Source organism: Patiriisocius sp. Uisw_017, from assembly GCF_047731265.1.
Taxonomy (GTDB): Bacteria; Bacteroidota; Bacteroidia; order Flavobacteriales; family Flavobacteriaceae; genus Patiriisocius.
In genome coordinates, this window is sequence record NZ_CP159835.1 from 179,724 (window position 1) to 203,724 (window position 24,001).

Consider the following 24,001-nt stretch of genomic DNA (forward strand, 5'->3'; position numbering starts at 1 on the left):
CTTAATTACTATTTAAAGCTTTTTTGGTTGCTTCTAAATAGGCATTCCCATATTTAATACATGGTTCGAGATGATTCCCTTCAGCCCATTCGTTCATAGCATTGATAAAAATAAAATTTTCTTCCTTAGAATAGGGCTCAAATGATTTTACCATAAATTCAAGCCAATCTTGATATAACTCTGGACAACTACCTACCGCAATTATCCCTTTTTCTTTTTTTCTGGCTGTATTGTCCCAAGATGGAGTAACACACCTATATAGCTTATAGCTCGGAATTAATCTTTCTTTACTAGCTTTTACCCCTTTACTAAAATCACGTAAATCCAATTTTTTTTGCTTTTTACCAGTTATTTTATCTAGAAAAGAAGCCTTAGCATTACTCTCGTATTTATTTCTTATGACTGTATGGGGAGCAAATTCTACTGCCGCATCAAAACTAATACTTTTGGGATCAACTTGATTGTTAAAACTCTCTGTAACAGTTAGATATAAATCTTTATAGCCAAATTCTTTTTGAGCAATTTCACGCCATATATCAGTAGTTTTATTTATATCTGGAAATAAATCATGTCTATATATCATAAAAACAGGGCAATTATTTACACGTATATAACGTGGGTCTGAAAAAACTTTTTCACATAACCAGCGCATATGTTCTTTATCGTCATCTAAACTATACTCCTGCTTTATTAATATTTCATTTTCCAATCCATCCCAACGTCGCGTCCAATTTTCATTTGCCCAACATAACATAAAAGGCATATCCGGTTTTTGTAAACGCAACATTTCATCTATGGGATAGTCTAGAAGTCTTTTTCCATTAAACCAATAATGATAATAGCAAAAACCTTCTATACCATGCTCTTTTGCAATTGCTGCTTGTGCATTTCTTGCTTGTTCTAATCTCAAATCATAAAAGCCTAAATCCGTTGGTAAATGAGGCTGATAATGATCACTAAACAATGGCTGCGCCTTTGCAACATTCGTCCATTCTGTAAATCCCTTACCCCACCACGCGTCATTCTCAGGAATAGGGTGAAATTGAGGCAATACAAATGCGATCGTTCTAATTTTCGTCATTTACTGCTTATTTTTAGCAACTATTATTTCTATATACTCTGCGCGTATTCCAAAAGACAAATCATCTTTATAAATGATCTCTGCTTTTGTGTCAGTACAATTTTCGATGAAATTAACAATATCAAATCCCCGATGCATGGTCACTGGTGATCCCTTTTTATCCACGGGATTCCCGTGCCATTCTGGCTCGAAAAGAAAATTAGGCTCTCCATTTTTTCCTTTGGTTGCCCAAACCTGAGTGGGCTTGTGTTTATTAATAATAGGTACAGAAAAGATATGTGCTCCTCCTGGCTTTAATGTTCTATGTATTTCTTTAAATGCTTTTTCTGGATCATAGATATGCTCCATAACATCAGAGGTAATTACGAGATCAAATACATTATCTCCAAAAGTTTGCTGTTCAAGATCCTCACACCTAATCCCTTGATGAAAGCTTCCTAATTCTATATTCAAGAAAAATTGGGTTGGGGTGTAGTGATTCGCTTGGTCTTTTAATTTTACGCTATGACCTCTATCCCCTGGTGATGATTCGTGAATTTCTAATGCCCTCCAATTAGGATAATTTTCATCTATAATCTGCATTAATGCGCGCTCTCTAGGAATTGAATTACAATTAGAACAGCGTAAATTATCCCGAAGCCAACTTTTTTTCGCTATAAAAAACACTTCTTCATCACAACATGGGCAGGATCCTTTTTGTTTCATATAATAGACCTCCTGCTGATTTTCATACCATTGGATCGCTTTTTTAAACAAGTATTTTTTTAATTTTTTTATCACTTTTTCTAAAGAAATTTTTTGATCAGATTAACACCAGTTCGCATATCTACAAAAGAATAATCAAATCTAACAATATCCTCACAGTATTTTATATCAATAAGATTTTTTCTAGAATTTGTATAAAATCGTGAATAATCTTTTTTTCTTAAACCTTTATTTTTAAAAACATCGAACTCTTTTTCGATCTTTAATTTAGTGATGATAGTTTTTATATCATCAGAAAAATTCTCAAATCTTCCAATAAAGTCTGGAACATATAAACCCTCTTTATCAAAAAATGAAGACTGGGATAAAAGGTGATCACCCAAATAAGTGTTTTCAGAATTATCCCTCAGTATTTTTTTAAAATTACCTGTAGCATTGATAAAACTTTTAAAATTTCCATCAACTCCGGAAAAACCTTTCACCCATTTATAATCAGAGTATGCTCTATCCCAAGGGTTTCGAACAAAAGTAAATTTAAAATAACTCCCCCATTGTTTTTCAGTCACTAAGCCTGTCTCAATTAGTTGTTTACTAGTAGCATGCTGCATATGTAATTTCCTTTTAGGACAATAACCAAACAAACGCTCATAATCAGGATTTTTAAAATGAAAAGTAACTTCCGGAAAAAAGAACGAGTTTATGCTTGTCCCAGCGGTTTTTGGGATATGAATAAAAATACATTTATGTTTGTGTGATATCATTTTAATAATTGAAAATTTTAGAAAGTAATGAACGTTTTTTTAACGTTGCTTCTACGTAACAAATATCTGTTCTAGAATCAATAATTTCTCTTTGAATTTTCATTTCATTTATCTCAAAACCTAAACGTAACAAATCGATTTTAAATGAAGTAATTGTACCGTGAACTTCGACAGACTCAACCGGTTTGTCTTCAGAAAAATTCCAAATATTATCTGTTCCAGGAATCATATCTATAGTCAATAGAAGTTTTCCTCCAACTTTTAATAAGCGCTTCGCATTTTTAAGAATCTTATTTCTAATCTGCCTAGGCATATGCTCTATTACTGAAATAGAATAAATTGAGTCAAATTTTTGACTAAACTTAAATTGTGAAAAATCTAAATTATGTGATTCAATCGAAGCATTAAAATAGGAGTAATCTAAAAAGCCCCACTCATTCCACTCGTCCATTTTATCTACATCTCGAGTAGTTTTATGTAAATCTACAGTGGTCACTTTCATCCCCATATTTGTTAAACATAATGGCAATGGGCAGACACCAGCACCAACATCTAATACTTTCTCACCTTTTTTACTTTCAAGTTTTTGAAGCAACCAAGAATATTCATAAACACGAGGAAAATGACTTGTATAAAAACCAAAGTTAGTTCTTGACACATCCACTAAATATTGTAGTAAATCGGGTCTTTCAACTAAACCAAAACCAATATTTAGTTTTTCTGAAAGTATATCACGGTTATGACTACTCGAATGTTTTGTGGCGCAGACCACGACAATATCTCTATATAACCCTACTACAGCAACTTCATTAAAAGTACCCGCCCCATTTACTTCATCTAAAATAGAAGAATAGTAGTGAGTAATAGCAGATTCATACTGTGGGCTTGCTCCGTAAGCACCTATTAAAACTCTGTCCGTACTTTTAGTGAACATTGCATTCAGAACAGCATCATAGTTCTTTTTATCACTTTGATGAATTAATACATCAAAACACATTATTAAATGTGCAGTATCTATGTCATCATCATAGATAATTTTGTTTAAAAAACTCCAGTCTGGTCTTTTTTCCTGGCAAATTTTCAACGCCTCTACAGAAACATCTAGACCCTTATAATCAGTAAATTTAAAACCTTTCATTAATTCTAAATCACCGCACCCTACATCAATAATACTTTTTGTATTAAATGGATAAGTAACGTAAGTAACGAGCTGTTTTTTAAAGGCTAATACCTCACCTCTTGATCCTACTCCACTTCCCAATTCTGGATTTAATGAGTATCGAAAATCCCAAAACATACTATTATTTAATTCTTTTCCTAGCGCAGATGAAACTACTTTATTGATAGCCTCTATGACCATATCAACCTTTGGTGAACCAATGTTTTTTAATTGCATATGCTCATTTAACAAGTGATGATAATGCAGAATACTGGGAGTTATATTAGGAAGATCATCTAATGGTACATGAAGAGGGAAATTATATTTAATATCTAGTGACTCAAAAGATAGTTCAAGCGTATGCATTGCTAATGAAAATCCTACTTGATCCGCATGTTTTGAGTGTTTTTCTGTAAAAAGAGTATCGTTATCTATACACCAAGTAGCATATTTTTTCCATTTTGCACTCAGACTGCTTAAAACCTCTTTCGCTATAATATAAACACCACCGTTGCAGTTATAACGATCTGAAAGATCTATATCACGCTTAAAAACTGAAACTTTTTTCTTTTTTATTGTGCCAACATTTGCCTCTTTAAAAATAGTTTCGAGCACACTAAATGGGGGGCACGTATAATCCACAATTTTTGCAGATACTTGAGCCGATGGAATAAGAGATGCTAAATCGTGTATAGCTATATCACAGTCCAAAAGAAATAAATAATCATACGTTATTTCTTTTACTTCAAATATTTCAAGTTGTGACAATTTATTACAGTATTTATTTCTTGAATCATACTCTTTAACGTGAACTACGTTAATATCTGCATCATTTAACCACTTGTAAAAAGGATTGTCGTCTGCATCAATCACCTGAACAAATATTTTCTTTGGCGCAACTTTGTTTGCCAACAAGGTTGTTACTAAAACAAATGCTTGCGCCCTAAATAGGGGCTTATTGTCAACCAGACAAGAGTATATATTGTTCATTATTTTTTCTTTTGAAAATAACTCCAGATATCTGTTGTAATTTTGATACAGTCATTGATAGTTATAGTATCCATTTCAGTTTCTGACATTTCTATATTTTTATTCATCCAAGTCATATCACCATTTAAAAAACATTTTGACAATTCTTCGTTATCCAATTTACACTCTTCCATTATTTTTTCTCTATCCTCTTTGTTCAATAATCGAGCTTTCTGTTTGTCATTTAATGAGGCCTCAATTAACTCTATCAATTTATAATTTTGAGACGCCACATCTTTAATTATGTTGAGCGAATTAGCTTTACGCATAAACTCCAAAGCCTTAAAACTTAAACTTTGATTTTTATAAATACTAATTGATTCATTTTTTTTTGACTCTTGGATTCCTATTAGACTTAAAAATTGAGCCACACTATTTTTTTGCTTGTCGTAAACTTCAACAATCATCGAATCTACTCCAAAAAACAAAACCCATTTTTTTAGAACAAAATTAAAATTGAATAGCTCTTTTTTCTCTCGATAAAAATTTTCGATGGTATCCGTGTAAAGAGTCCAAAAATCATGTGTCTTTACATGTTGATTGTATTGAGATTCAAGATATTCGTCTTGTCTTCGAACAATAGCAATAATTTTCACATTGTATTTTTTAGCACTAAAAACTTCCCTTAAGTATTTAGGCATTTCTTTACCAACAAATCGTTCTGTTGACATCAAAGAAAATGCTTCACTTGATAACAGTATATTTCTTTGTTTTGCCCTGTCTATTTCTTGTTTTAATTGGGCGTATAAGTCTCTTTTCTTTATATTCAAAGTATGATGAACATGTTTGGAATTTCATCTAACAAAGAAAACCCCAGATAATTCATTGCTTTACGATTCATTGATGGGTAATAAAAATCATTTTCTTCTAACCATTTAGTGTTTTTGGCAAAAAAATCTTGAATTGCAGAAGTCCCTGTTTTCATAAACCCTATATGGATAAAAACATTTTTCTTCTTCTTTTTCTTTTTCTTTAAGATATTTAATAACATTTAAGCAGGTATTTCTTGCCAATTCCCAATAAACTGCACGGGAGCTATTGCCGTTATTACTCCATATACATTTATTTTAGCCATTTCTGTATTATGATAATAGATATCACCTCTATTCTCAGAACTAAGTATCTGATTTATTGCAATTGAAACATTATAGTTTCCAGCACCTAAAAGGCAATTATCTAATCCACATTTTAAAATTACTTTGCCCTGTCTCGAAAATTTAACATTCGTAACACTCGAAAATAGGTTCGCCACAATTTTAGTCTCTGCATCGATAAATGCAATACTTATAAAATATTGTGAAACTTCTTTTTTTACTTCTACGTTGATACTCATCATTAACGAACTATTAAACTCAATTGGAATCACTTCTGAGTTTGAAATACCATTAATACTAAACTGTAAAACATCAACTAATCTATTTCCTGAAATAACTCCATCTTTAGTCCTAGTTTTAAATTTATTAAAATATGCCTCAATACCCTGAGAGACGTCATGCGAGTTTACTTCAATTTGCCCTTTATCCATTAAGATTATACGTGTAGCGGTTCTTGCTATAAGTGGCATTCCATGTGACACAAAAATAGTGGTGCAAAATTCTAACATCTTTGAAATTCTATTCAAACATTTAACCCTAAAACCAACGTCTCCTACAGCTAAAACCTCATCAATAATTAATATGTCAGGTTCCATTTCTGAAGCAACAGCAAAACCGAGACGCACCTTCATCCCACTACTATAATTCTGCACTGGCATATCAATAAACTCTCGTATTTCAGCAAATTCAATAATATCTTCTACCTTAGCATCAATTTCCTTTTTTGTAAAACCTAGTACCGCGCCATTGTTATAAATATTTTCTCTTCCCGTTAAGATTGGATTAAACCCTGCTCCAAGCTCTATTAAAGCACCTACTCTCCCGTTCATAGTAATCTTACCTTCATCTGGATTTATCAAGCCATTGAGCATTTTTAAGAGGGTAGATTTCCCAGCTCCGTTGTGTCCTATAAGGCCGAGACATTCTCCACGACGCAACTCAAAACTAACATCTCGTACTGCCCAAAACTCTTTAGGGCGCAATAGATTCTCTTTTGCATTACTCCCTATATTACCAAAAATATCCTTCACCCCATACCACAGGCTGGTCTTTAGGTCTTTACAAAACTTTTTAGAAAGTCCTTCTACTTTAACCAATACTTCGTTTTCCATACCTAGGCGCTTAATCGTTCTACAATGATGGGTATAGACACTCTATAAAAAACCAATCCTATCATAAATAATGGGATGCAAACTGCTATCACAATCAAAAAGTAAGGCAACATCGTAAAATCTGCCCCTAATATAGTATCACGTGCGGTCGTAAGAATGGGGGTAAATGGATTCCATCGCATTACCTCTCTAAACATTCCCGGTTCTTTAGGAATAGCGTACACTACCGGTGCTGCGAACATCACCAAACGCAATCCTAAAGAAATGATACTGGCAACATCATTGTATAACATCCCTATGGGCGTTATAAACAGCCCAAGAACCGTCCCAAAAAACACCCCGCATAATAAGATTATTGGAAACAGGAGCATCGACCATTGTGGGGAAACCCCAAAAAAGAGTAAAAAACCTACTAAAACTAAGATTTTAATCGAGCTATTAAAAATCAACTTTAAAATACCACTGACCAATAAAGCTTCCTTCGGAAAATTAATTTTACTCATTATACCTCTGGCTCCTCGTGTTGTTGCCATGGGAGAATTTATAGCTTCTATAATAATAGACCATAAAATGGTGCCCGTAAAAACAAAAATGGGATATGGCATGCCGGTATCAGAGATGGCTACGGTACCAGAACTATTTAAAAAAATCCAGACCAAACCCGTAGTCAATGGTGTTATAAATGCCCAGAGAATCCCAAAATAACTCTGTCTATATTTTGCTTTAATGTCTCTCGTGGCAAGTTGTTTCGCCAAAAAAAAGGATCCCACAATATCTACTAAGCTCTCTTTTAAAAGCTTAAAGAGATTGTGATTATTTTCTCGTTGGTATACTTTAGTGGGTAACGACATACATTATTTTGGGTAGTGGTCTTTGGTCGCACTAAAATACAAGTTTTGCCATACTTAAAGAACTCCTACCATTTTAGTTATTCATAGCTTATTAAACCTCAAAAGTATTCTTCCAATGAAATTTATGACTCCATTATCTTTTACCCTTATGAATTCTTAAAATAATCCCAAGTAACCTTTAATCCTTGTGCTACCGAGAATTTTGGATCGTAGCCTATTAATTTTTTTGCTTTTTCGATGTTTGCTAAAGAATCACGAACGTCGCCTCTTCTTGGTGGGCCATACAAAGCTTCTAGATTGGTGTCTGAAACTTCTTTCAAATCGCTCCAGAGTGTATTTAAGCTAATGCGATCTCCGTAGGCTATATTTACGACTTCATTATTGGCTTCGTCGCCAGAAAACATGCCACGTATGTTCGCTTGTACGGCATTTTCTACATAGGTAAAATCACGGGTTTGCTCGCCATCCCCATTCATCGTAGGTGCCTTTTCATCCACAAGCGCTTGCATAAATAATGGGATTACTGCAGCATAAGCCCCTGTAGGACTTTGCTTAGGACCAAATACGTTAAAATAACGCATCCCTAGGGTTTTTGTACCGTAGGTTTTGTAGAATACGTCTGCGTATAATTCGTTTACTAATTTTGTAACCGCGTAAGGCGATAATGGTTTCCCTATAATATGCTCTACTTTAGGTAAGTTTGGGCTATCTCCATAAGTTGAACTCGACGCCGCATAAACCATTTTTTTAACGGTATTACTTTCGTTTTGCGCGACCAGCATATTTAAAAACCCTCCTACATTTACATCGTTAGAGGTTACTGGGTCGTTTATAGACCTTGGCACAGAGCCCAATGCTGCTTGATGGCTTACATAGTCTATTCCTTCCATAGCGCTTTTGCAATCTGCTACTTTTCGAATGTCGCCATCCACAAACTCAAAAGCAGGGTTGGAAGAAAATTCTTCTAAATTGACCATCCTTCCAGTGGCTAGATTGTCTAAAACGCGTACTTTCTTAGCGCCATATTTGAGCAAGTATTTTACAATATTGCTGCCAATAAAGCCAGCGCCACCTGTTACTAAAAATTGAATGTCTGAAAAATCTGCACTGTGATATTTGTTTGTATACATTAGAGTCTTCCGTCGGTTAAGTGGGTTGGGTAAAAAGCTTTTACATCAAATACGACTGAATTTTCAGCGGAATGTGATTTAAAATCAAAGTCTTTAAATTCGTCGTGACACACCGCTAAAATAATAGCATCATAGTCTGTTGCCAGTTTTGTTTGTTCAGAAATTAAAGGCAGTGCGAACTCTTGTTTTACCTCTGCTGCATTGGGCCAAGGATCATACACATCTACATTTAAATTAAATTTTTCTAATTCATTGATTACATCAATGACTTTACTGTTGCGAATGTCTGGACAGTTTTCTTTAAAGGTAATTCCCATGACCAGTACTTTTCCATTTTTTACTTTCGCATCTTTTTTAATCATTAATTTGATGACTTCTCCAGCTACATAGGCACCCATCCCGTCATTCATTCTTCTTCCTGCTAAAATAATTTCAGGATTGTATCCTTCTTCAATCGCTTTTTGAGCGAGATAGTATGGATCTACTCCAATACAGTGTCCTCCAACAAGTCCTGGAGAAAATTTAATGAAATTCCATTTAGTTCCGGCAGCTTCCAACACGTCTTGCGTGTTGATGTCTAGGAGTCTAAAGATTTTTGAAAGTTCGTTGACAAAGGCAATGTTGATATCGCGCTGCGAGTTCTCGATTACTTTAGCGGCTTCCGCCACTTTTATGGTAGGCGCAAGATGGGTGCCTGCGGTAATTACTTTCTTATAAAGATCATCTACATATTTGGCAATTTTAGGGGTGGAACCTGAAGTTACTTTCAAAATTTTTGTAACGGTGTGCTTTTTATCTCCTGGATTAATACGTTCTGGCGAGTAACCAGCGTAAAAGTCTTTGTTAAAAGTCATTCCAGAAACCTGTTCCAAGATTGGGACACACACATCTTCCGTAACCCCGGGATACACGGTAGATTCATAAATTACTACATCATCCTTTTTTAGTACCGCGCCTACGGTCTCACTTGCTTTTACTAGCGGCGTCAAAACGGGTTGGTTGTATTTGTTGGTAGGGGTGGGTACGGTTACTATAAAAACCGTTGCTTCTGCAATTTCAGCAGGACTGGCAGTAACAATCAGTTTGTGATCTCCAGTTCCTTTTAGGGCAGCCTTTAGTTCTTCGTCCCCAATTTCTAGTGTATTATCTCGACCAGATATTAACTCTGCAATACGTTGGGTGTTGATATCGAGACCAATTACTTTAAATTTTTCTGCAAATGCAACGGCCAGCGGCAAGCCTACATAGCCCAAGCCTATAATTGCTATTGTTGGATTTTTTTTCATAAACTAAAACTTTTTTAAATACCCTTATCCCTTTGTTGTACTTAAGATGTGAACTGTTAAATAGTTACATTTAAATTCTTGAATCGAAAACAAAAATAATATTTTTAAAGACGACCTGCCAATAAAAAAAGTAGTTTTATTTGCGTTTCACAAATCGTTTTATCCGTTTACCAAAAGGAGGTTTTTTCTCATCTTCGTGGTATCCATTACTATAGTTACCGTACCCGTAGCCGGAACCATAATTTAAGGTGTCATCTACATAGTTAAGGACAAAACTTAAATTGGTAATTTCTCCCTTTCTATACTTTTCATTTACCTTTTCAAACATTCCCTTTTTCGTATAATTTTGTCTCGCCAGATAAATGGTCGCATCTGCAAAACGGGTTAACTCGAGGGAGTCTGCTACCAGTCCTAGCGGCGGCGAATCTATTACAATAAAGTCGTATTTCTGTTTTAGATCTGCAATTAATTTGTCCATTCCATCACTCATTAAAAGCTCTGAAGGATTGGGTGGGATTGGGCCCGAGGTAATCACATCCAACGAAGGGAGCATTGTTTTTTGTGTGATTTCTTCAATGGTGGCCTCGTTTATTAAATAGTTGACCACCCCTTTGTCATTGTTAATTTCAAAATCACCAAAAATTTTCGGCTTTCTTAAATCCAGCCCTAAGAGGATGGTCCGTTTCTCGCTCAAGGCAAATACAGAAGCGATGTTTATTGAGGTAAATGTTTTTCCTTCTCCACTCACCGATGAAGTAACCAATACGGTTTTACTTCCTTTTAGCCCTTGTTTTTTATAAATAAACTGCAAACTGGAACGCAAGGCTCTAAAAGACTCCGCTACTGAAGATTTAGGCTTTTCTATCACGGCAAGCCCTGTTTTTAGGGTGCTTTTTCCAATGACCCCGAGAATAGGGATGGTTGACAAGCGTTGAAGATCCTTGGTGGTCTTAATTTTATTGTCAAAAAAGGTGAGTATAAACACAAAGCCAAAGGGCACTAAAAATCCCAAGAAACCTGCCAACATATTATTGAGCTTTGTATCGGGACCAATTTGATGCCCTCCCGTATCTTTTGCAGAATCTATGATTAAAACATCGCTTACATTGGCTGCTTTTACCAAACCGGCCTCACTTCGTTTGGAGAGAAACACATTATAGGTCCCCGCACTTATGCTGTACCGTCTTTCAATTTTAAGCAGTTCTTGCTGTTCTCGTGGCAACTTTCTAATTTCACCTTCATATTTGGCAATATCCTTGTTAATATCACTTAATTCTAATTCCTTTAGGGATTGAGAAGACCGTATGTTTTCAAAAAGAATATTCTTTACCGCATTTATTTGCCGGTCCAAATCTGCGAAAATCGGGGCTGTTTCCTTGAAACTATACTCCAATTTTTTTCGCTCCTCTGCAAGTGAAATAATCCTGCCCACTCCAGAGACAATACTCAATTCTTGAATTCCAGCGACCGAAGGTGCCGGCACTTCTCTATAATCTGCTCTATTAGAAAGATACTTTTCTAAAATAGCATAATAATTAAGCTGCCTTTGCAGCGCCTCTTTGGAGAGGTCTAATCCAGTTAACTGGCTACTCACTTTGGCTCCCTCTGACGCTAAATCATAGACCGCCGTTTTATTTTTGAACGAATTGAGCTCCTTCTCAACATCTCTCAGTTCCATCGATTTTGCGGTCAAACTACTATCAATAAACTTGATTGTTTTTGTTGCAAATAAATTTTTGCGTTCTAACACATCGTTACTTAAGACTTGAACCGATGAATTTAAATAATCTACCAATCGTGCTTTGTTGGTACCATTAAGCCCCAATCTAAGAATAGAAGATCCATTAGACTCTGGGTCTACGCTGATTCCCAAATACCGTTTAACCGAATTGTCAAAATTTTTAAAGGATATGTAAAAAGGGGTGTTTAAAATTGGTTTGACTTCCGGATTTTGAAAAAATGTCCCACTAAAAAAAGGCAAGGATATTTTATCTCCTATGGTGTAGTCTTGCGCTATTTGAGTGGATGCCGCAGTCGCATATGCAATCGCTTTGGTGCTGTAATTTTGTGTTTTAACATTTATATTAGGCAAAGTAGCACTCAAGGCAAAGGTCGTAGGCGTTTTAAACACTACCGTTATGGGAGTATACAAAAGTTGGACTTTTGAAGTGTCTGCTTCAAAAGCAAAGGGAAGGGCTCCATAGGCATCGACCTTTTGATATTCGCCATCTTTTTGATAGGCTATATAGTACTGCAATTGCGCTACAACTTTCTCATTATGAGAGCGTGACTTTAAGGTAATAATTGCCGTGTTCACTTTATCTGTGGTTCCACCCCAGTTAAAAGTCAAACTGGTATTAGAGGTGAAAAATGGATTTTGATCATCCTTGATCGAAATCATATTTTGCATCCCGTACACTGGTAATTTCCGAGCATTTATATATTGTGCGACACCAAAAGCAATCCCTAAGGAAATCAAAAATAAGGGCCAAAATTTAAGCAGCTTAAATAGAAAGGCGCGAATGTCAAAAACCGTCTGAGAATCCCGTATGTCTTGGTAGTCGCTCATATCATTATAATCGTGTAAACAACAAAACCGTTGTAAATAAAATCGTCACTATAGAAATAATCGTGGTAAACGACTGTATGCCGGTTATCCCGGTACCCCAAGATTTTTGCGGCAATGGATTGATTAATATTAAATCGTTGGGTTGCACAAAGTAATAGGGAGACTTCATGGCATCAATAGTCGTCAAATCTATGTGATGTACTTTCTGCCCAATAGGGTATTGGCGAACAATCACCACATTTGCTCTATCTCCAGTGATCGCAATATCACCGCTGTTAGCAATCGCTTCCATAATGGTCAATTCATCCCTTAAGATTATGTTTGACCCAGGACTTCCTATTTCACCGTTAATGGTATACCGTATCCCTGCCAATTTTACCGTAACAAATAATTTTGCACTTTCCCTAATATAACCCTCTAACAAAGCTTTTTCGATTTTTTCACGCACTTCCACTACCGTAAGCCCCAAAACGGCTACCTCTCCTAGTGTTGGCATTCTAATATTTCCGTGAATATCTACTACAAATCCATCATTGTACAATTGCTCCTCGCTCGTTGCGTTTAAAATTGCATCGCCTACAGGGTTAAAAATCCCAATTGCCTCTTGATCTAATGCTTTTAACCGGATACTCAACAAATCATTTACTTGAAGTCGATAGGGTTCCTGCATTTTACGAATGGAAACAATACTGTCTTGCTGTTCCTCATTTTCTTGCAAATAGGTGAGTTTTTTTATGGGAATACAAGAAGTAACAGTTACCATAGCCAATATCAAAAACAAAAGATAGTTGCTCTTCATATACTTTTTGGTTTTACGGTATAACTCCTTGAAATGCTCATAATAATGGCATCAAAAAAAATAGTAGGTTTAAAAAAGCAATTCATACTTTAAGGTTGTTGTCTTTGTACTTGCACATTACTATTAGCCTGCAAATTAGTAAATTATTTTAGGTTAAGTACAAGCTTTCTCGAAAGGTTTGGAGTTAGTCCCTTGCAAATATAACTTAACTTCATTTAAGCAACTAACAAGCGATATGCTTTGTTAGGCACTGGGCTTTACGAATGGTTTTCCTTGTTTCTCCTCAAAATATTTGACAATTTCTTCTGGACTCAAATTCATTATTTCCTTTGAAATCCTGTCCCTTTGTTCTCGCATAAACTTTAGGGCGTCAAACGCTTCTTTGGTTTTATAGGTAATTAATCCTCTTGGTAAGCGAATAACTATTTGTTTATCACCTTTCGCAATGTTAACAGAATTATCGCTGACAATTCTCATTGCGTTTACAAAATGCTTAAAATTCCAACTTATAAAATAGTTGCCTTGTGAATAGTCGCTAGCGCAATATGCAAACAATCAACCTATGATGTTGTGTGCACAAGGCCATCTTCCATATGTTTTTTGACCAAATTAGCGGATTCGTTATCAGATTTTACGTGTTCAGTCGAATTTTCAGAAAGAAAATAAACGGTCGTTTTTTTTTGATCAGGCACATTTTCCGATTCTTGTTCGGTAACATTTGAATAGATAATTTCAAATTCTGACTTTTTATTCCGCTCAACTAATGATTCTGTGCACTCTTTAAATTCACCGTCATGCATTCTGCCAAAAACAGAAATGTCTAAATATAACCGCTGTTTTTTTTTAGTGCTTTGAATTTACGAAATTCATCGGAATGCTGTATTTCAAGAAGTTTTATCTTGCCTTGTCCCAAATAAATATAGAGTATGCCTTAGAATAATAAAAGGGAATTCATTTTAAGTAGTCAAAAACCGTTTAATTTGCATAAAAATATAAAAGTGAATTTCCTCTCGGTCGAAAATATTGCAAAATCATACGGTGAACGTATCTTATTTAAAGATATTTCCTTTGGTATTAATCAAGGACAAAAAATAGGCTTCGTCGCAAAAAACGGTACTGGTAAAACATCGCTGCTCAATATTCTCTCTGGAGATGACAGTCCAGACGAAGGCAATGTTATTTTTCGAAAAAATTTGCGCGTAGCATTTCTTTCGCAGGAGCCCTATTTAGATCCTAAACTAACGGTTGAACAAACTATTTTTACCAGTGACAACCCCATTCTCAAAATCATTGAGAATTATGAGAAAGCAATTCTAAACCCCGACGATGCAGAAGCGTACCAAGCAGCATTTGATGGTATGGATGCCCACAATGCCTGGGACTTTGAGGTACGGTACAAGCAAATTTTATTCAAATTAAAATTAGATAACCTTGAAGAAAAAATAGAAAACCTTAGTGGAGGTCAAAAAAAGCGATTGGCCTTGGCAAACGCCTTATTGACCACTCCAGATTTATTGGTGATGGATGAACCCACCAACCACCTTGACTTGGAGATGATTGAGTGGCTCGAAGCGCTTTTTGCAAAGGAAAACTTCACGCTGTTTATGGTTACGCACGACCGGTATTTCCTAGAACGTGTTTGTAACGAAATTGTAGAACTCGACGAAGGAAGTCTATATAGCTACAAAGGAAACTACAGCTATTACCTAGAAAAAAGAGATGCAAGAATAGAGACCGAAACTACCGAAACTGGCAAAGCAAAACAACTTTATAAAAAGGAATTGGATTGGATGCGTCGCCAACCCAAAGCGAGAACCACTAAAAGTAAATCGCGTATTGATGATTTTAGCGAAATAAAATCAAGAGCGCATAAAAGACGCAACGATCACGAAGTCCAACTCGAGTTGAATATGGAGCGAATGGGCACCAAAGTCGTAGAGCTTCATAAAATATCAAAATCATACGGAGATAAAGTCCTGCTAGACAAACTAGAATACAATTTCCTTCGAGGCGAACGATTGGGAATCATTGGAAAGAACGGAACTGGAAAATCCACTTTTCTTAATATCATGACGGGCAGTGTATTGCCAGATGGTGGTAAAGTAGTGATTGGTGACACGATAAAATTTGGTTACTACACACAGAAGGGAATCAATATTAAAAAAGGCCAAAAAGTAATCGATGTTATTCGAGAATTTGGAGATTACATTCCCTTAAAAAAAGGAAGACAAATTAGCGCCTCACAACTCTTAGAAAAGTTTCTCTTTGATCGTAAGAAACAATACGATTTTGTGGACAAACTAAGTGGTGGCGAACGAAAACGCTTGTATTTGTGCACGGTTTTAATTCAAAATCCCAATTTTTTAATTCTCGATGAGCCCACAAACGACCTCGATATTGTAACTCTTAATGTATTAGAAAGCTTCTTGCTCGATTTTCCAGGTTGTTTGTTGGTTGTAAGTCACGACCGGTATTTTATGGATAAAATCGTGGACCATCTTTTTGTTTTTAGAGGAGATGGCGAAGTTCAAGATTTCCCAGGGAATTATTCAGATTTTCGAACTTATGAGGACAGTAAAGTAATCGCTCAAAGAGAGGCAACCGCAGATGCTACTGCCGAGAAGAAAAACTGGAAAACAGAAACGCAAGGGGCTAAATTGAGTTACCAAGAACAAAAAGAATATGGCAAACTGGAAAAAGAGATTGCAAAACTAGAAAAGCAGCGAGAAGCCCTCCAAAGTCTGTTCGCTACTGAAAATTGGGCTGGCGATGAAATAGACAAGCAATCTAAAAAACTTCAGGACATTATTGATAAAGTGGGAGAAAAAGAAATGCGCTGGTTTGAGCTAAGCGAGAAACTGGAAGCCTAAATGATAGATATCAAATCCAAAGAAGACATTATTTTGCTAGTGGATGCTTTTTATAAAAAAGCATTGATCGATCCAAAAATTGGATATTTCTTTACGGAAGTGGCACCCCTAAATTTTGCAGATCACCTGCCACGACGCTATAATTTCTGGGAGCCTATACTATTAGGAAAAGCCACTTTTAAAGGAAATCCTATTTTAAAACACCTAGAACTGCATAGCAAGTCACCTTTAACAGCCGCTCATTTTGAACGCTGGCCCAACTATGGAAAAAGACCACCGAATCACTTTTTGAAGGCACCAATGCCACCAAAGCAGTTAATAGCGCAAACCAAATAGGACAATTAATGCAATTTAAAATAGCAAATCACTGAGCCTGGCTGTTGCTGTTGCTAAAAAACATGTTTTACTTCGCAATTTCATATATCAAATTCCTACTCCGTTCTAAAAACCAGCACGGTGTGCACTCTCCTTTTGTGTATGACTTATTAACAAAATGCATTTATAAAAAACAACTATTCTCAGCATTTAAACTTTTAAAAAAGTATCGGGAAGCATTATTAACAGATACTTCGGTGATTGAGGTTACAGATTTTGGTCAAGGCTCCCGGATATTTAAATCCAATACTCGGAGCATTCAAGATATTGCAAAACACGCTGGATTGACGTTAAAAAAACAAAAACTTCTATTTAAAATCACGACATATTTTCAACCAAAAAACAGTTTAGAGTTAGGGACTTCTTTGGGTTTAGCAACGATGACCTTAGCATTGGCATCCAAGAAAAAAATGGTAACTACGATAGAAGGATGTTCAGAAACTTCAGCAAAAGCAGGTACTTATTTTAAAGAATTTGGTGCGTCAAACATCCAGCTCATCAACACAAAATTTTCAGCTTTTTTTACTTCCGAAGTTTTTAAAACAACATCTTTTGATCTTGTTTATATTGATGGAAATCACAATAAAGAAAACACGTTGAAGTATTTTGAAACACTACTCCCAAAGGCAAACAACGATTCCATTTTTATCTTTGATGATATTTATTGGAGCAAAGAAATGACCCAAGCTTGGGAAATAATCGCAGCAGACACATTAGTAACGGTTAGCATAGATTGCTTTTATTGGGGAATTGTTTTTTTTAGAAAAGAACAAGAAAAGCAACATTTTATACTTAGGATGTAACTAAATTAAAATTACAAAGACAAACAGAAGAAGAGACGTAATCCACGTATTTTCTTTTATATTTTCAAAAACGCTTAACGCTTAACTAAACATATGAGCCTTGTTATCGACATTAAAGGAATTAGAAGAGATTTTCCACTAGGACAAGAAATTGTAAAAGTGCTAAAGGGTATCGATCTACAAATCGAGAAAGGGGAATATGTAGCCCTTATGGGACCTTCTGGATCTGGAAAATCCACCTTAATGAACCTCTTGGGATGCCTTGACACTCCTACTGAAGGCACTTATTTACTAAGTGGCCAAGATGTTAGTAATATGAGTGATGATGAACTTGCAGAAATACGAAACAAAGAAATTGGTTTTGTATTTCAAACCTTTAATCTACTCCCAAGGACTACTGCCTTAGATAATGTAGCGTTGCCTATGATTTATGCAGGTGCATCAAAAAAAGCCAGAACCGAAAGAGCCGAGCAAGTATTGAGTGATGTTGGCTTAGCAGACCGGATGGATCACCGCCCCAACCAACTCTCAGGTGGACAACGACAACGTGTTGCCGTGGGTAGAGCACTTGTAAACAAGCCTTCTATCATCCTGGCAGATGAGCCTACAGGAAACTTAGACTCCAAAACAAGTGATGAAATTATGAAACTGTTTAGCGATATACACAAAGCAGGCAATACCGTAATTGTAGTAACCCATGAAGAAGAAGTTGCACTCCACGCACACCGTATTATAAGACTTCGCGATGGCATCGTAGAAAGCGATACCAGAACGAAATAACAATCAAAGGTCATTCCGTCGCAATACGGAATTGCTTCCTCCCCAAACCCAAATTGATTTCAAACTCTAAACTCCAAGTGCTATATTTCAAATTATATTTCCTTATCCCTACTTTCTTTTAAGATTTATGATTTGATTTTTTTGTGATTTTCCTTTTCAGTTAGTATCTTCGGACTATGGAAAATCTGTATTTATACATAAGTACCGCAGTTGTGTTATTGGTCCTCTTTTTACGGAACAACAAGCGCAATAAAACCATTAAGAAAAGTACGGGGTAACCGAAGTTTTAAAGAAAGATTTAACGAACGTAAAAGAAACGAAAAGGGAATTGATGATAAAATGTAGTGGCATATTTTTATTGCTTCAACCTCTAAAATCACACAGCAACCTTTAATTTGTTATTTGAAATAAATTAATAACCTGATACAATAATATTTTGAAAATTTACACAAAAACTGGAGACACCGGTACTACTGCCTTGTTTGGAGGCACACGGGTACCCAAACATCACATTCGCATTGAAAGTTATGGTACGGTGGATGAACTAAACTCTTATATTGGGCTTATTCGTGACCAAGAAATAGATCCACGTTCCAAAGAAGTCTTGGCCCATATTCAAAATAAATTATTTACCGTGGGTGCTATTTTAGCGACGCCACCTGAAAAAGAAATTCTTAAAAACGGAAAAGAGCGTCTTAACATTTCTAAAATTTCAGAAGAAGAAATTGAGCTACTTGAAAAAGAAATGGATGTTATGAACGATGCGCTACCAGAGATGACACATTTTGTATTACCAGGAGGACACACAACGGTGTCATATTGTCACATAGGGCGCTGTGTATGTAGAAGAGCAGAACGAATGGCCACCTTGCTTAATGAACAAGACCGCGTGGATCCTTTTGTTTTAAAGTACCTTAACAGGCTTTCAGACTATCTATTTGTATTGGCACGAAAGTTGTCACAGGATTTGCAAGGTGAAGAAGTCAAGTGGATTCCAGATAAATACTAATACTATTTAGGAAAAATTATCACAACTATCTTATAAACAAGTAGTTAAAAACGTTCTTTCAAATACATCAGAAATAATTCAGATTTTTCTTTACTTTCTCATCTAAAAAATTATTTTTGCAGAAATTTATAACACACTTTTACTATGTACTGGACATTAGAATTAGCATCCTATTTAAGTGATGCACCCTGGCCGGCTACCAAAGATGAATTGATCGACTACGCTATTAGAACTGGCGCACCTCTTGAGGTGGTTGAAAATTTACAAGCTATTGAAGATGAGGGAGATTCCTACGATTCAATAGAAGAAATTTGGCCTGATTACCCCACAGATGACGATTATTTGTGGAATGAAGACGAGTATTAAGACTAGAAAGGGTTTAAAATCCTTCAAATAAAATATAAGAGATACTAGTTTATATCTTGAAATAGCAAAAAAGTCTCTGTATTTCAGGGACTTTTTTAGCTTAAAAACTATCTTTGGAAACCAGAGATAGTTTTTAAAGTGAATTAGAAAAATATCAAAACCAATTCATGAAATTTTGGTTTTTATAGATGCATTACAAATGACTAGCGCAAAAACGTACAGCTTGGTTTTTCTTTTAAGCTTCATGGCAACCATGGAGGCTCAAAACTATGCGCTACAAACCAATCCCAAGACGACAAAGTACCATCAAACTTTCTTCGATTTTGACAAAAAAATTGAATTTAAAGAAATCAACACCACAAAACCAAGGTATGTAAATAAAGATTTTTCAAAAACGGAGATCTTAAAATACAAGCATGATATTCTAAAATTGGAACAATACCAAGAAAAGTTAATTGCCCTTGGCTATGATGTTAAGAGTGCTGGTACCCTAGCAACAACATACACAAATTTTCTTACCTCAGTACCAAGAATAGTGATTACGCGCTATACTTCGGCGTAATAAAAATTTTCAGTAGGGATTCCTATTGTAAGTGCTCTTCAAAATTTCAATTGTATTGCACTTATTTACAAAAAACACATTCGTGCACATTTAACTTTAGTGCACTTTAAACTTAAAACTTTAGCGCAATAATAAATGAGGCCATTAGACTTAAAAATGTAGCGCACTTAAAATAACAAACATGAAATTTTTAGACAATGTATTAAAGGTATTTGTAGGAGACAAATCCAAAAAAGACATCGGTGATATTGAGCCGTATGTAAAAGAAATAAAAACGCACGAGGCAGCATTAGAAAAACTATCTCTGGACGAGCTTCGTTCAAAAAGTGACACGTTTAGATCCATTATTAAAGAAGATCAAAAAGACGTGCAATCACAAATTGATACCCTGCAAGCAGCAGCAGACGTAGAAGAAGATATTGATAAAAAAGAGGATATCTATAATCAAATTGACACGCTAAAGGATGAGCGTTATGACATTGAGAAAGCCACACTTGACAAAATACTCGCCGAAGCATTTGCTGTGATTAAAGAAACTGCAAAGCGTTTTAAAAACAACAAAAACTTAAAAGTTACTGCCTCTGCATTTGATCGAGAGATTTCGGGAGCGCACGATTATGTTACCCTCGATGGCGATCACGCTATCTGGAAAAATTCATGGGATGCTGCAGGTAAAGAAATTACTTGGGATATGGTACACTATGATGTACAACTCATAGGAGGTGTTGCCTTACACCAAGGAAAAGTTGCAGAGATGCAAACTGGGGAAGGAAAAACATTAGTGGCTACGCTGCCTTTATATCTAAACGCATTGTCAGGAAACGGTGTTCACTTAGTTACTGTAAACGACTATTTAGCAAAACGTGATAGTGCTTGGATGGCTCCCATCTTTCAGTTTCATGGGATGAGCATCGATTGTGTTGATTACCACCAACCGAATAGTGAAGCAAGAAAAAAGGCATACAATTCAGATATTACCTATGGTACCAATAACGAATTTGGTTTTGACTACCTGCGTGATAACATGGCACATGCACCACAAGATTTAGTACAACGCCCACACCACTTTGCAATTGTTGATGAGGTAGATAGTGTATTAATTGATGATGCGCGTACTCCATTAATTATTTCGGGGCCAGTACCACAAGGAGACCGCCACGAATTTAATGAGTTAAAACCAAAAATTGAAGACATCGTTTCTGTTCAGCAAAAATATTTAACAGGTGTTTTAGCCGAGGCAAAAAAACTAATCCGTGAGGGAGATACTAAAGAAGGAGGTTTCCAATTATTACGCGTGTATCGTGGAATACCAAAGAACAAAGCACTCATTAAATTTTTATCTGAAGAAGGGGTAAAACAAATCCTTCAGAAGACTGAAAACACCTACATGGCAGACAACAATCGGGAGATGCCCAAGATTGATGCGGAGTTGTACTATGTTATTGAAGAGAAAAACAATCAAATTGAATTATCTGATAAAGGAATCGATTTCATTTCTGGTAAAGACAATCCAGATTTCTTTGTAATGCCAGAAATAGGAACCGAAATTGCTAAGATTGAAGAAAAAAAGCTCTCATCAGAAGAAGAAGCGAATCTTAAGGAAGAGTTGTTTAGAGACTTCGGTATTAAAAGTGAAAGAATCCATACACTTAACCAATTATTGAAAGCTTATTCTTTATTTGAAAAAGACACCCAATATGTGGTGATGGAAAATAAAGTAATGATTGTTGATGAGCAGACAGGTCGTATTATGGACGGTCGTCGTTATAGTGATGGTTTGCACCAAGCGATTGAAGCGAAAGAAAACGTAAAGATTGAAGCAATGACGCAAACTTTTGCAACGGTTACGCTTCAAAATTACTTTAGAATGTACCGAAAACTAGCGGGTATGACTGGTACTGCGGTTACTGAAGCGGGTGAACTTTGGGAAATCTACAAATTAGATGTTGTTGAAATACCAACCAATCGCCCTATTGCACGTGACGATAGAGAAGATAAAATTTACAAGACCAAAAGAGAAAAATACAATGCTGTTATTGACGAAGTAACCGAACTTTCAAAAGCAGGACGCCCCGTTTTGATTGGTACGACTTCGGTAGAAATTTCTGAATTACTCAGCCGTATGTTAGGCATTCGTAAAATTACGCACAACACCTTAAACGCAAAAATGCACAAAAGTGAGGCAGATATTGTTGCTGAAGCGGGTCACGCTGGTGTGGTAACGATTGCTACAAACATGGCAGGTCGTGGTACCGATATTAAATTGAGTGATGAAGTTAAAAAAGCAGGAGGTCTTGCCATTGTCGGTACAGAGCGTCACGACTCTAGACGTGTAGACAGACAGCTACGTGGTCGTTCTGGTCGTCAAGGAGATCCAGGAAGTTCGCAATTTTATGTTTCGTTAGAAGACAATTTGATGCGCTTATTTGGCTCTGAACGAATCGCCAAAATGATGGATAGAATGGGATTAAAAGAAGGCGAAGTGATTCAGCATTCTATGATTTCTAAATCTATTGAACGTGCGCAGAAAAAAGTGGAAGAAAACAACTTCGGTATTAGAAAGCGATTGTTGGAGTATGATGATATTATGAATGCCCAACGTGAAGTTATTTACAAAAGAAGGTACAATGCCCTATTTGGTAATCGTTTGCGAGTAGATATTGCTAATATGATTTATGATACTGCCGAAATCATTACAGAAAGCAATAAAATGGCGCAGGATTATAAAAATTTCGAATTCGAATTGATTCGTTATTTCTCCATGAGTTCGCCTATTACTGCGACTGAATTTGAGAAAATGCAAGTACAAGAAATTGCTGGTAAAGTATATAAAGCATCGTACATTCATTACCAAGATAAAATGGCTAGAAATGCAGATATGGCATTCCCCGTAATCAAGAATGTGTATGAAAATCAAAAAGATAAATATAAAAGAATCTTGGTTCCTTTTACAGATGGTGTAAAAACGTTAAACGTAGCTACAGATCTTGAAAAGGCTTATGAAAGTGAAGGGAAAGAGCTTGTAAAAGATTTTGAAAAGAATATTTCGCTTGCTATTATTGACGATTCTTGGAAAACACATTTACGTAAAATGGATGAATTAAAGCAAAGTGTGCAATTGGCGGTACACGAGCAAAAAGATCCACTTTTAATTTACAAGTTCGAAGCTTTTGAATTGTTTAAGAAAATGGTAGAGACCGTAAATAAAGATGTCTTATCATTCTTATATAAAGGAGAGCTACCACAAGAAAACCAACAACAAATTAAAGAAGCTCGCGAAGTAAGAAGAAAAGACAACTTAAGCGAGCAAAAGGACGAGATTCAAAATTTAGATGAACGTTCTGCGCAGTCAAGAGCTGCTGGTCAAACACAACAACAGCAGCGACAAGTAACTGAAACCATTACACGCGAGATGCCAAAAATAGGCCGTAACGATAAAGTTACTATCAAGCACGTGATGAGTGGTGAAAGTAAAGAGGTAAAATACAAGCAGGCTCTTCCTTTAATTACTAAAGGGGAATGGGTGTTGACTGAGTAGTACTAGCGCGTTACTTAATTAGATTAATAATATCCTGAGGTCTTATTCTAGATTTCAGGATATTATTTTTAATGGATCTTTTCAAATTATTCACATTTGTTATAATGTATTATATTATTTTT

Annotated in this window: 21 protein-coding genes; 8 read left to right on the top strand and 13 right to left on the bottom strand. The window is 35.8% G+C overall.

What is annotated here, in order from left to right; genetic code table 11:
* Window position 1: 1 nt before the first annotated feature.
* The 13 genes from ABXT67_RS00755 to ABXT67_RS00815 form a co-directional block, all read right to left on the bottom strand.
* Entirely contained in the window at window positions 2–1,081 is a 1,080-nt protein-coding gene (locus tag ABXT67_RS00755) for a glycoside hydrolase family 99-like domain-containing protein (protein ID WP_415375385.1), read from the bottom strand.
* Entirely contained in the window at window positions 1,082–1,861 is a 780-nt protein-coding gene (locus tag ABXT67_RS00760) for a class I SAM-dependent methyltransferase (RefSeq protein ID WP_415375386.1), read from the bottom strand. It abuts the gene before it with no gap.
* A 5-nt stretch (window positions 1,862–1,866) separates the two neighbouring features.
* Window positions 1,867–2,547, bottom strand: coding sequence for a sulfotransferase family 2 domain-containing protein (locus ABXT67_RS00765; RefSeq protein ID WP_415375387.1), 681 nt, complete (start codon window positions 2,545–2,547; stop codon window positions 1,867–1,869).
* 1 nt (window position 2,548) lies between these two features.
* Window positions 2,549–4,696, bottom strand: coding sequence for a methyltransferase domain-containing protein (locus ABXT67_RS00770; RefSeq protein ID WP_415375388.1), 2,148 nt, complete (start codon window positions 4,694–4,696; stop codon window positions 2,549–2,551).
* Window positions 4,696–5,505 carry a hypothetical protein gene (locus ABXT67_RS00775; RefSeq protein ID WP_415375389.1) on the bottom strand — a complete coding sequence of 270 codons (810 nt, stop codon included), beginning with the start codon at window positions 5,503–5,505 and terminating at the stop codon, window positions 4,696–4,698. The genes ABXT67_RS00770 and ABXT67_RS00775 overlap by 1 nt, the downstream gene beginning before the upstream one ends.
* Window positions 5,502–5,726 carry a hypothetical protein gene (locus ABXT67_RS00780; protein WP_415375390.1) on the bottom strand — a complete coding sequence of 75 codons (225 nt, stop codon included), beginning with the start codon at window positions 5,724–5,726 and terminating at the stop codon, window positions 5,502–5,504. Before ABXT67_RS00780 ends, ABXT67_RS00775 begins: the two co-directional genes overlap by 4 nt.
* Window positions 5,727–6,941 carry an ABC transporter ATP-binding protein gene (locus tag ABXT67_RS00785; RefSeq protein WP_415375391.1) on the bottom strand — a complete coding sequence of 405 codons (1,215 nt, stop codon included), beginning with the start codon at window positions 6,939–6,941 and terminating at the stop codon, window positions 5,727–5,729.
* Between the two features lie 2 nt (window positions 6,942–6,943).
* Window positions 6,944–7,792 (bottom strand): ABC transporter permease, encoded by an 849-nt coding sequence (locus tag ABXT67_RS00790; protein ID WP_415375392.1) that lies wholly within the window; start codon window positions 7,790–7,792, stop codon window positions 6,944–6,946.
* A gap of 146 nt (window positions 7,793–7,938) precedes the next feature.
* A complete protein-coding gene (locus ABXT67_RS00795; protein WP_415375393.1) occupies window positions 7,939–8,922 on the bottom strand; it encodes an SDR family oxidoreductase in 984 nt (327 codons plus the stop codon).
* A complete protein-coding gene (locus tag ABXT67_RS00800; protein WP_415375394.1) occupies window positions 8,922–10,208 on the bottom strand; it encodes a nucleotide sugar dehydrogenase in 1,287 nt (428 codons plus the stop codon). Before ABXT67_RS00800 ends, ABXT67_RS00795 begins: the two co-directional genes overlap by 1 nt.
* A gap of 136 nt (window positions 10,209–10,344) precedes the next feature.
* Window positions 10,345–12,777 carry a polysaccharide biosynthesis tyrosine autokinase gene (locus ABXT67_RS00805; RefSeq protein WP_415375395.1) on the bottom strand — a complete coding sequence of 811 codons (2,433 nt, stop codon included), beginning with the start codon at window positions 12,775–12,777 and terminating at the stop codon, window positions 10,345–10,347.
* 4 nt (window positions 12,778–12,781) lie between these two features.
* Complete coding sequence (locus ABXT67_RS00810; protein WP_415375396.1) at window positions 12,782–13,576, bottom strand: polysaccharide biosynthesis/export family protein; 795 nt, start codon at window positions 13,574–13,576, stop codon at window positions 12,782–12,784.
* A 243-nt stretch (window positions 13,577–13,819) separates the two neighbouring features.
* A complete protein-coding gene (locus ABXT67_RS00815) occupies window positions 13,820–14,053 on the bottom strand; it encodes a hypothetical protein (RefSeq protein ID WP_415375397.1) in 234 nt (77 codons plus the stop codon).
* Between the two features lie 521 nt (window positions 14,054–14,574).
* On the opposite strand from ABXT67_RS00815, the gene ABXT67_RS00820 reads away from it, so the two are divergent.
* From ABXT67_RS00820 to secA, 8 genes are all read left to right on the top strand, one after another.
* A complete protein-coding gene (locus ABXT67_RS00820; protein ID WP_415375398.1) occupies window positions 14,575–16,446 on the top strand; it encodes an ABC-F family ATP-binding cassette domain-containing protein in 1,872 nt (623 codons plus the stop codon).
* Window positions 16,447–16,782 (top strand): group III truncated hemoglobin, encoded by a 336-nt coding sequence (locus ABXT67_RS00825; RefSeq protein ID WP_415375399.1) that lies wholly within the window; start codon window positions 16,447–16,449, stop codon window positions 16,780–16,782. It abuts the gene before it with no gap.
* Between the two features lie 62 nt (window positions 16,783–16,844).
* Window positions 16,845–17,624: an O-methyltransferase gene (locus tag ABXT67_RS00830; protein WP_415375400.1), complete on the top strand. Its 780-nt coding sequence runs from the start codon at window positions 16,845–16,847 to the stop codon at window positions 17,622–17,624.
* A 93-nt stretch (window positions 17,625–17,717) separates the two neighbouring features.
* A complete protein-coding gene (locus ABXT67_RS00835) occupies window positions 17,718–18,404 on the top strand; it encodes an ABC transporter ATP-binding protein (RefSeq protein WP_415375401.1) in 687 nt (228 codons plus the stop codon).
* A 436-nt stretch (window positions 18,405–18,840) separates the two neighbouring features.
* Window positions 18,841–19,413 carry a cob(I)yrinic acid a,c-diamide adenosyltransferase gene (locus ABXT67_RS00840; protein WP_415375402.1) on the top strand — a complete coding sequence of 191 codons (573 nt, stop codon included), beginning with the start codon at window positions 18,841–18,843 and terminating at the stop codon, window positions 19,411–19,413.
* 144 nt (window positions 19,414–19,557) lie between these two features.
* A complete protein-coding gene (locus ABXT67_RS00845) occupies window positions 19,558–19,779 on the top strand; it encodes a DUF2795 domain-containing protein (protein ID WP_013070580.1) in 222 nt (73 codons plus the stop codon).
* A gap of 175 nt (window positions 19,780–19,954) precedes the next feature.
* Window positions 19,955–20,341 carry a hypothetical protein gene (locus tag ABXT67_RS00850; protein WP_415375403.1) on the top strand — a complete coding sequence of 129 codons (387 nt, stop codon included), beginning with the start codon at window positions 19,955–19,957 and terminating at the stop codon, window positions 20,339–20,341.
* Window positions 20,342–20,522: 181 nt separating this feature from the next.
* Window positions 20,523–23,879: a preprotein translocase subunit SecA gene (gene secA, locus ABXT67_RS00855; protein ID WP_415375404.1), complete on the top strand. Its 3,357-nt coding sequence runs from the start codon at window positions 20,523–20,525 to the stop codon at window positions 23,877–23,879.
* Window positions 23,880–24,001: the final 122 nt, after the last annotated feature.

Coding starts and splice junctions, on each gene's coding strand:
- ABXT67_RS00755 (WP_415375385.1), bottom strand. CDS start 1,081: ATGACGAAAATTAGAACGATCGCATTTGTATTGCCTCAATTTCACCCT.
- ABXT67_RS00765 (WP_415375387.1), bottom strand. CDS start 2,547: ATGATATCACACAAACATAAATGTATTTTTATTCATATCCCAAAAACC.
- ABXT67_RS00770 (WP_415375388.1), bottom strand. CDS start 4,696: ATGAACAATATATACTCTTGTCTGGTTGACAATAAGCCCCTATTTAGG.
- ABXT67_RS00780 (WP_415375390.1), bottom strand. CDS start 5,726: ATGTTATTAAATATCTTAAAGAAAAAGAAAAAGAAGAAGAAAAATGTT.
- ABXT67_RS00785 (WP_415375391.1), bottom strand. CDS start 6,941: ATGGAAAACGAAGTATTGGTTAAAGTAGAAGGACTTTCTAAAAAGTTT.
- ABXT67_RS00790 (WP_415375392.1), bottom strand. CDS start 7,792: ATGTCGTTACCCACTAAAGTATACCAACGAGAAAATAATCACAATCTC.
- ABXT67_RS00795 (WP_415375393.1), bottom strand. CDS start 8,922: ATGTATACAAACAAATATCACAGTGCAGATTTTTCAGACATTCAATTT.
- ABXT67_RS00800 (WP_415375394.1), bottom strand. CDS start 10,208: ATGAAAAAAAATCCAACAATAGCAATTATAGGCTTGGGCTATGTAGGC.
- ABXT67_RS00805 (WP_415375395.1), bottom strand. CDS start 12,777: ATGAGCGACTACCAAGACATACGGGATTCTCAGACGGTTTTTGACATT.
- ABXT67_RS00810 (WP_415375396.1), bottom strand. CDS start 13,576: ATGAAGAGCAACTATCTTTTGTTTTTGATATTGGCTATGGTAACTGTT.
- ABXT67_RS00815 (WP_415375397.1), bottom strand. CDS start 14,053: ATGAGAATTGTCAGCGATAATTCTGTTAACATTGCGAAAGGTGATAAA.
- ABXT67_RS00825 (WP_415375399.1), top strand. CDS start 16,447: ATGATAGATATCAAATCCAAAGAAGACATTATTTTGCTAGTGGATGCT.
- ABXT67_RS00830 (WP_415375400.1), top strand. CDS start 16,845: ATGTTTTACTTCGCAATTTCATATATCAAATTCCTACTCCGTTCTAAA.
- ABXT67_RS00835 (WP_415375401.1), top strand. CDS start 17,718: ATGAGCCTTGTTATCGACATTAAAGGAATTAGAAGAGATTTTCCACTA.
- ABXT67_RS00845 (WP_013070580.1), top strand. CDS start 19,558: ATGTACTGGACATTAGAATTAGCATCCTATTTAAGTGATGCACCCTGG.
- secA (WP_415375404.1), top strand. CDS start 20,523: ATGAAATTTTTAGACAATGTATTAAAGGTATTTGTAGGAGACAAATCC.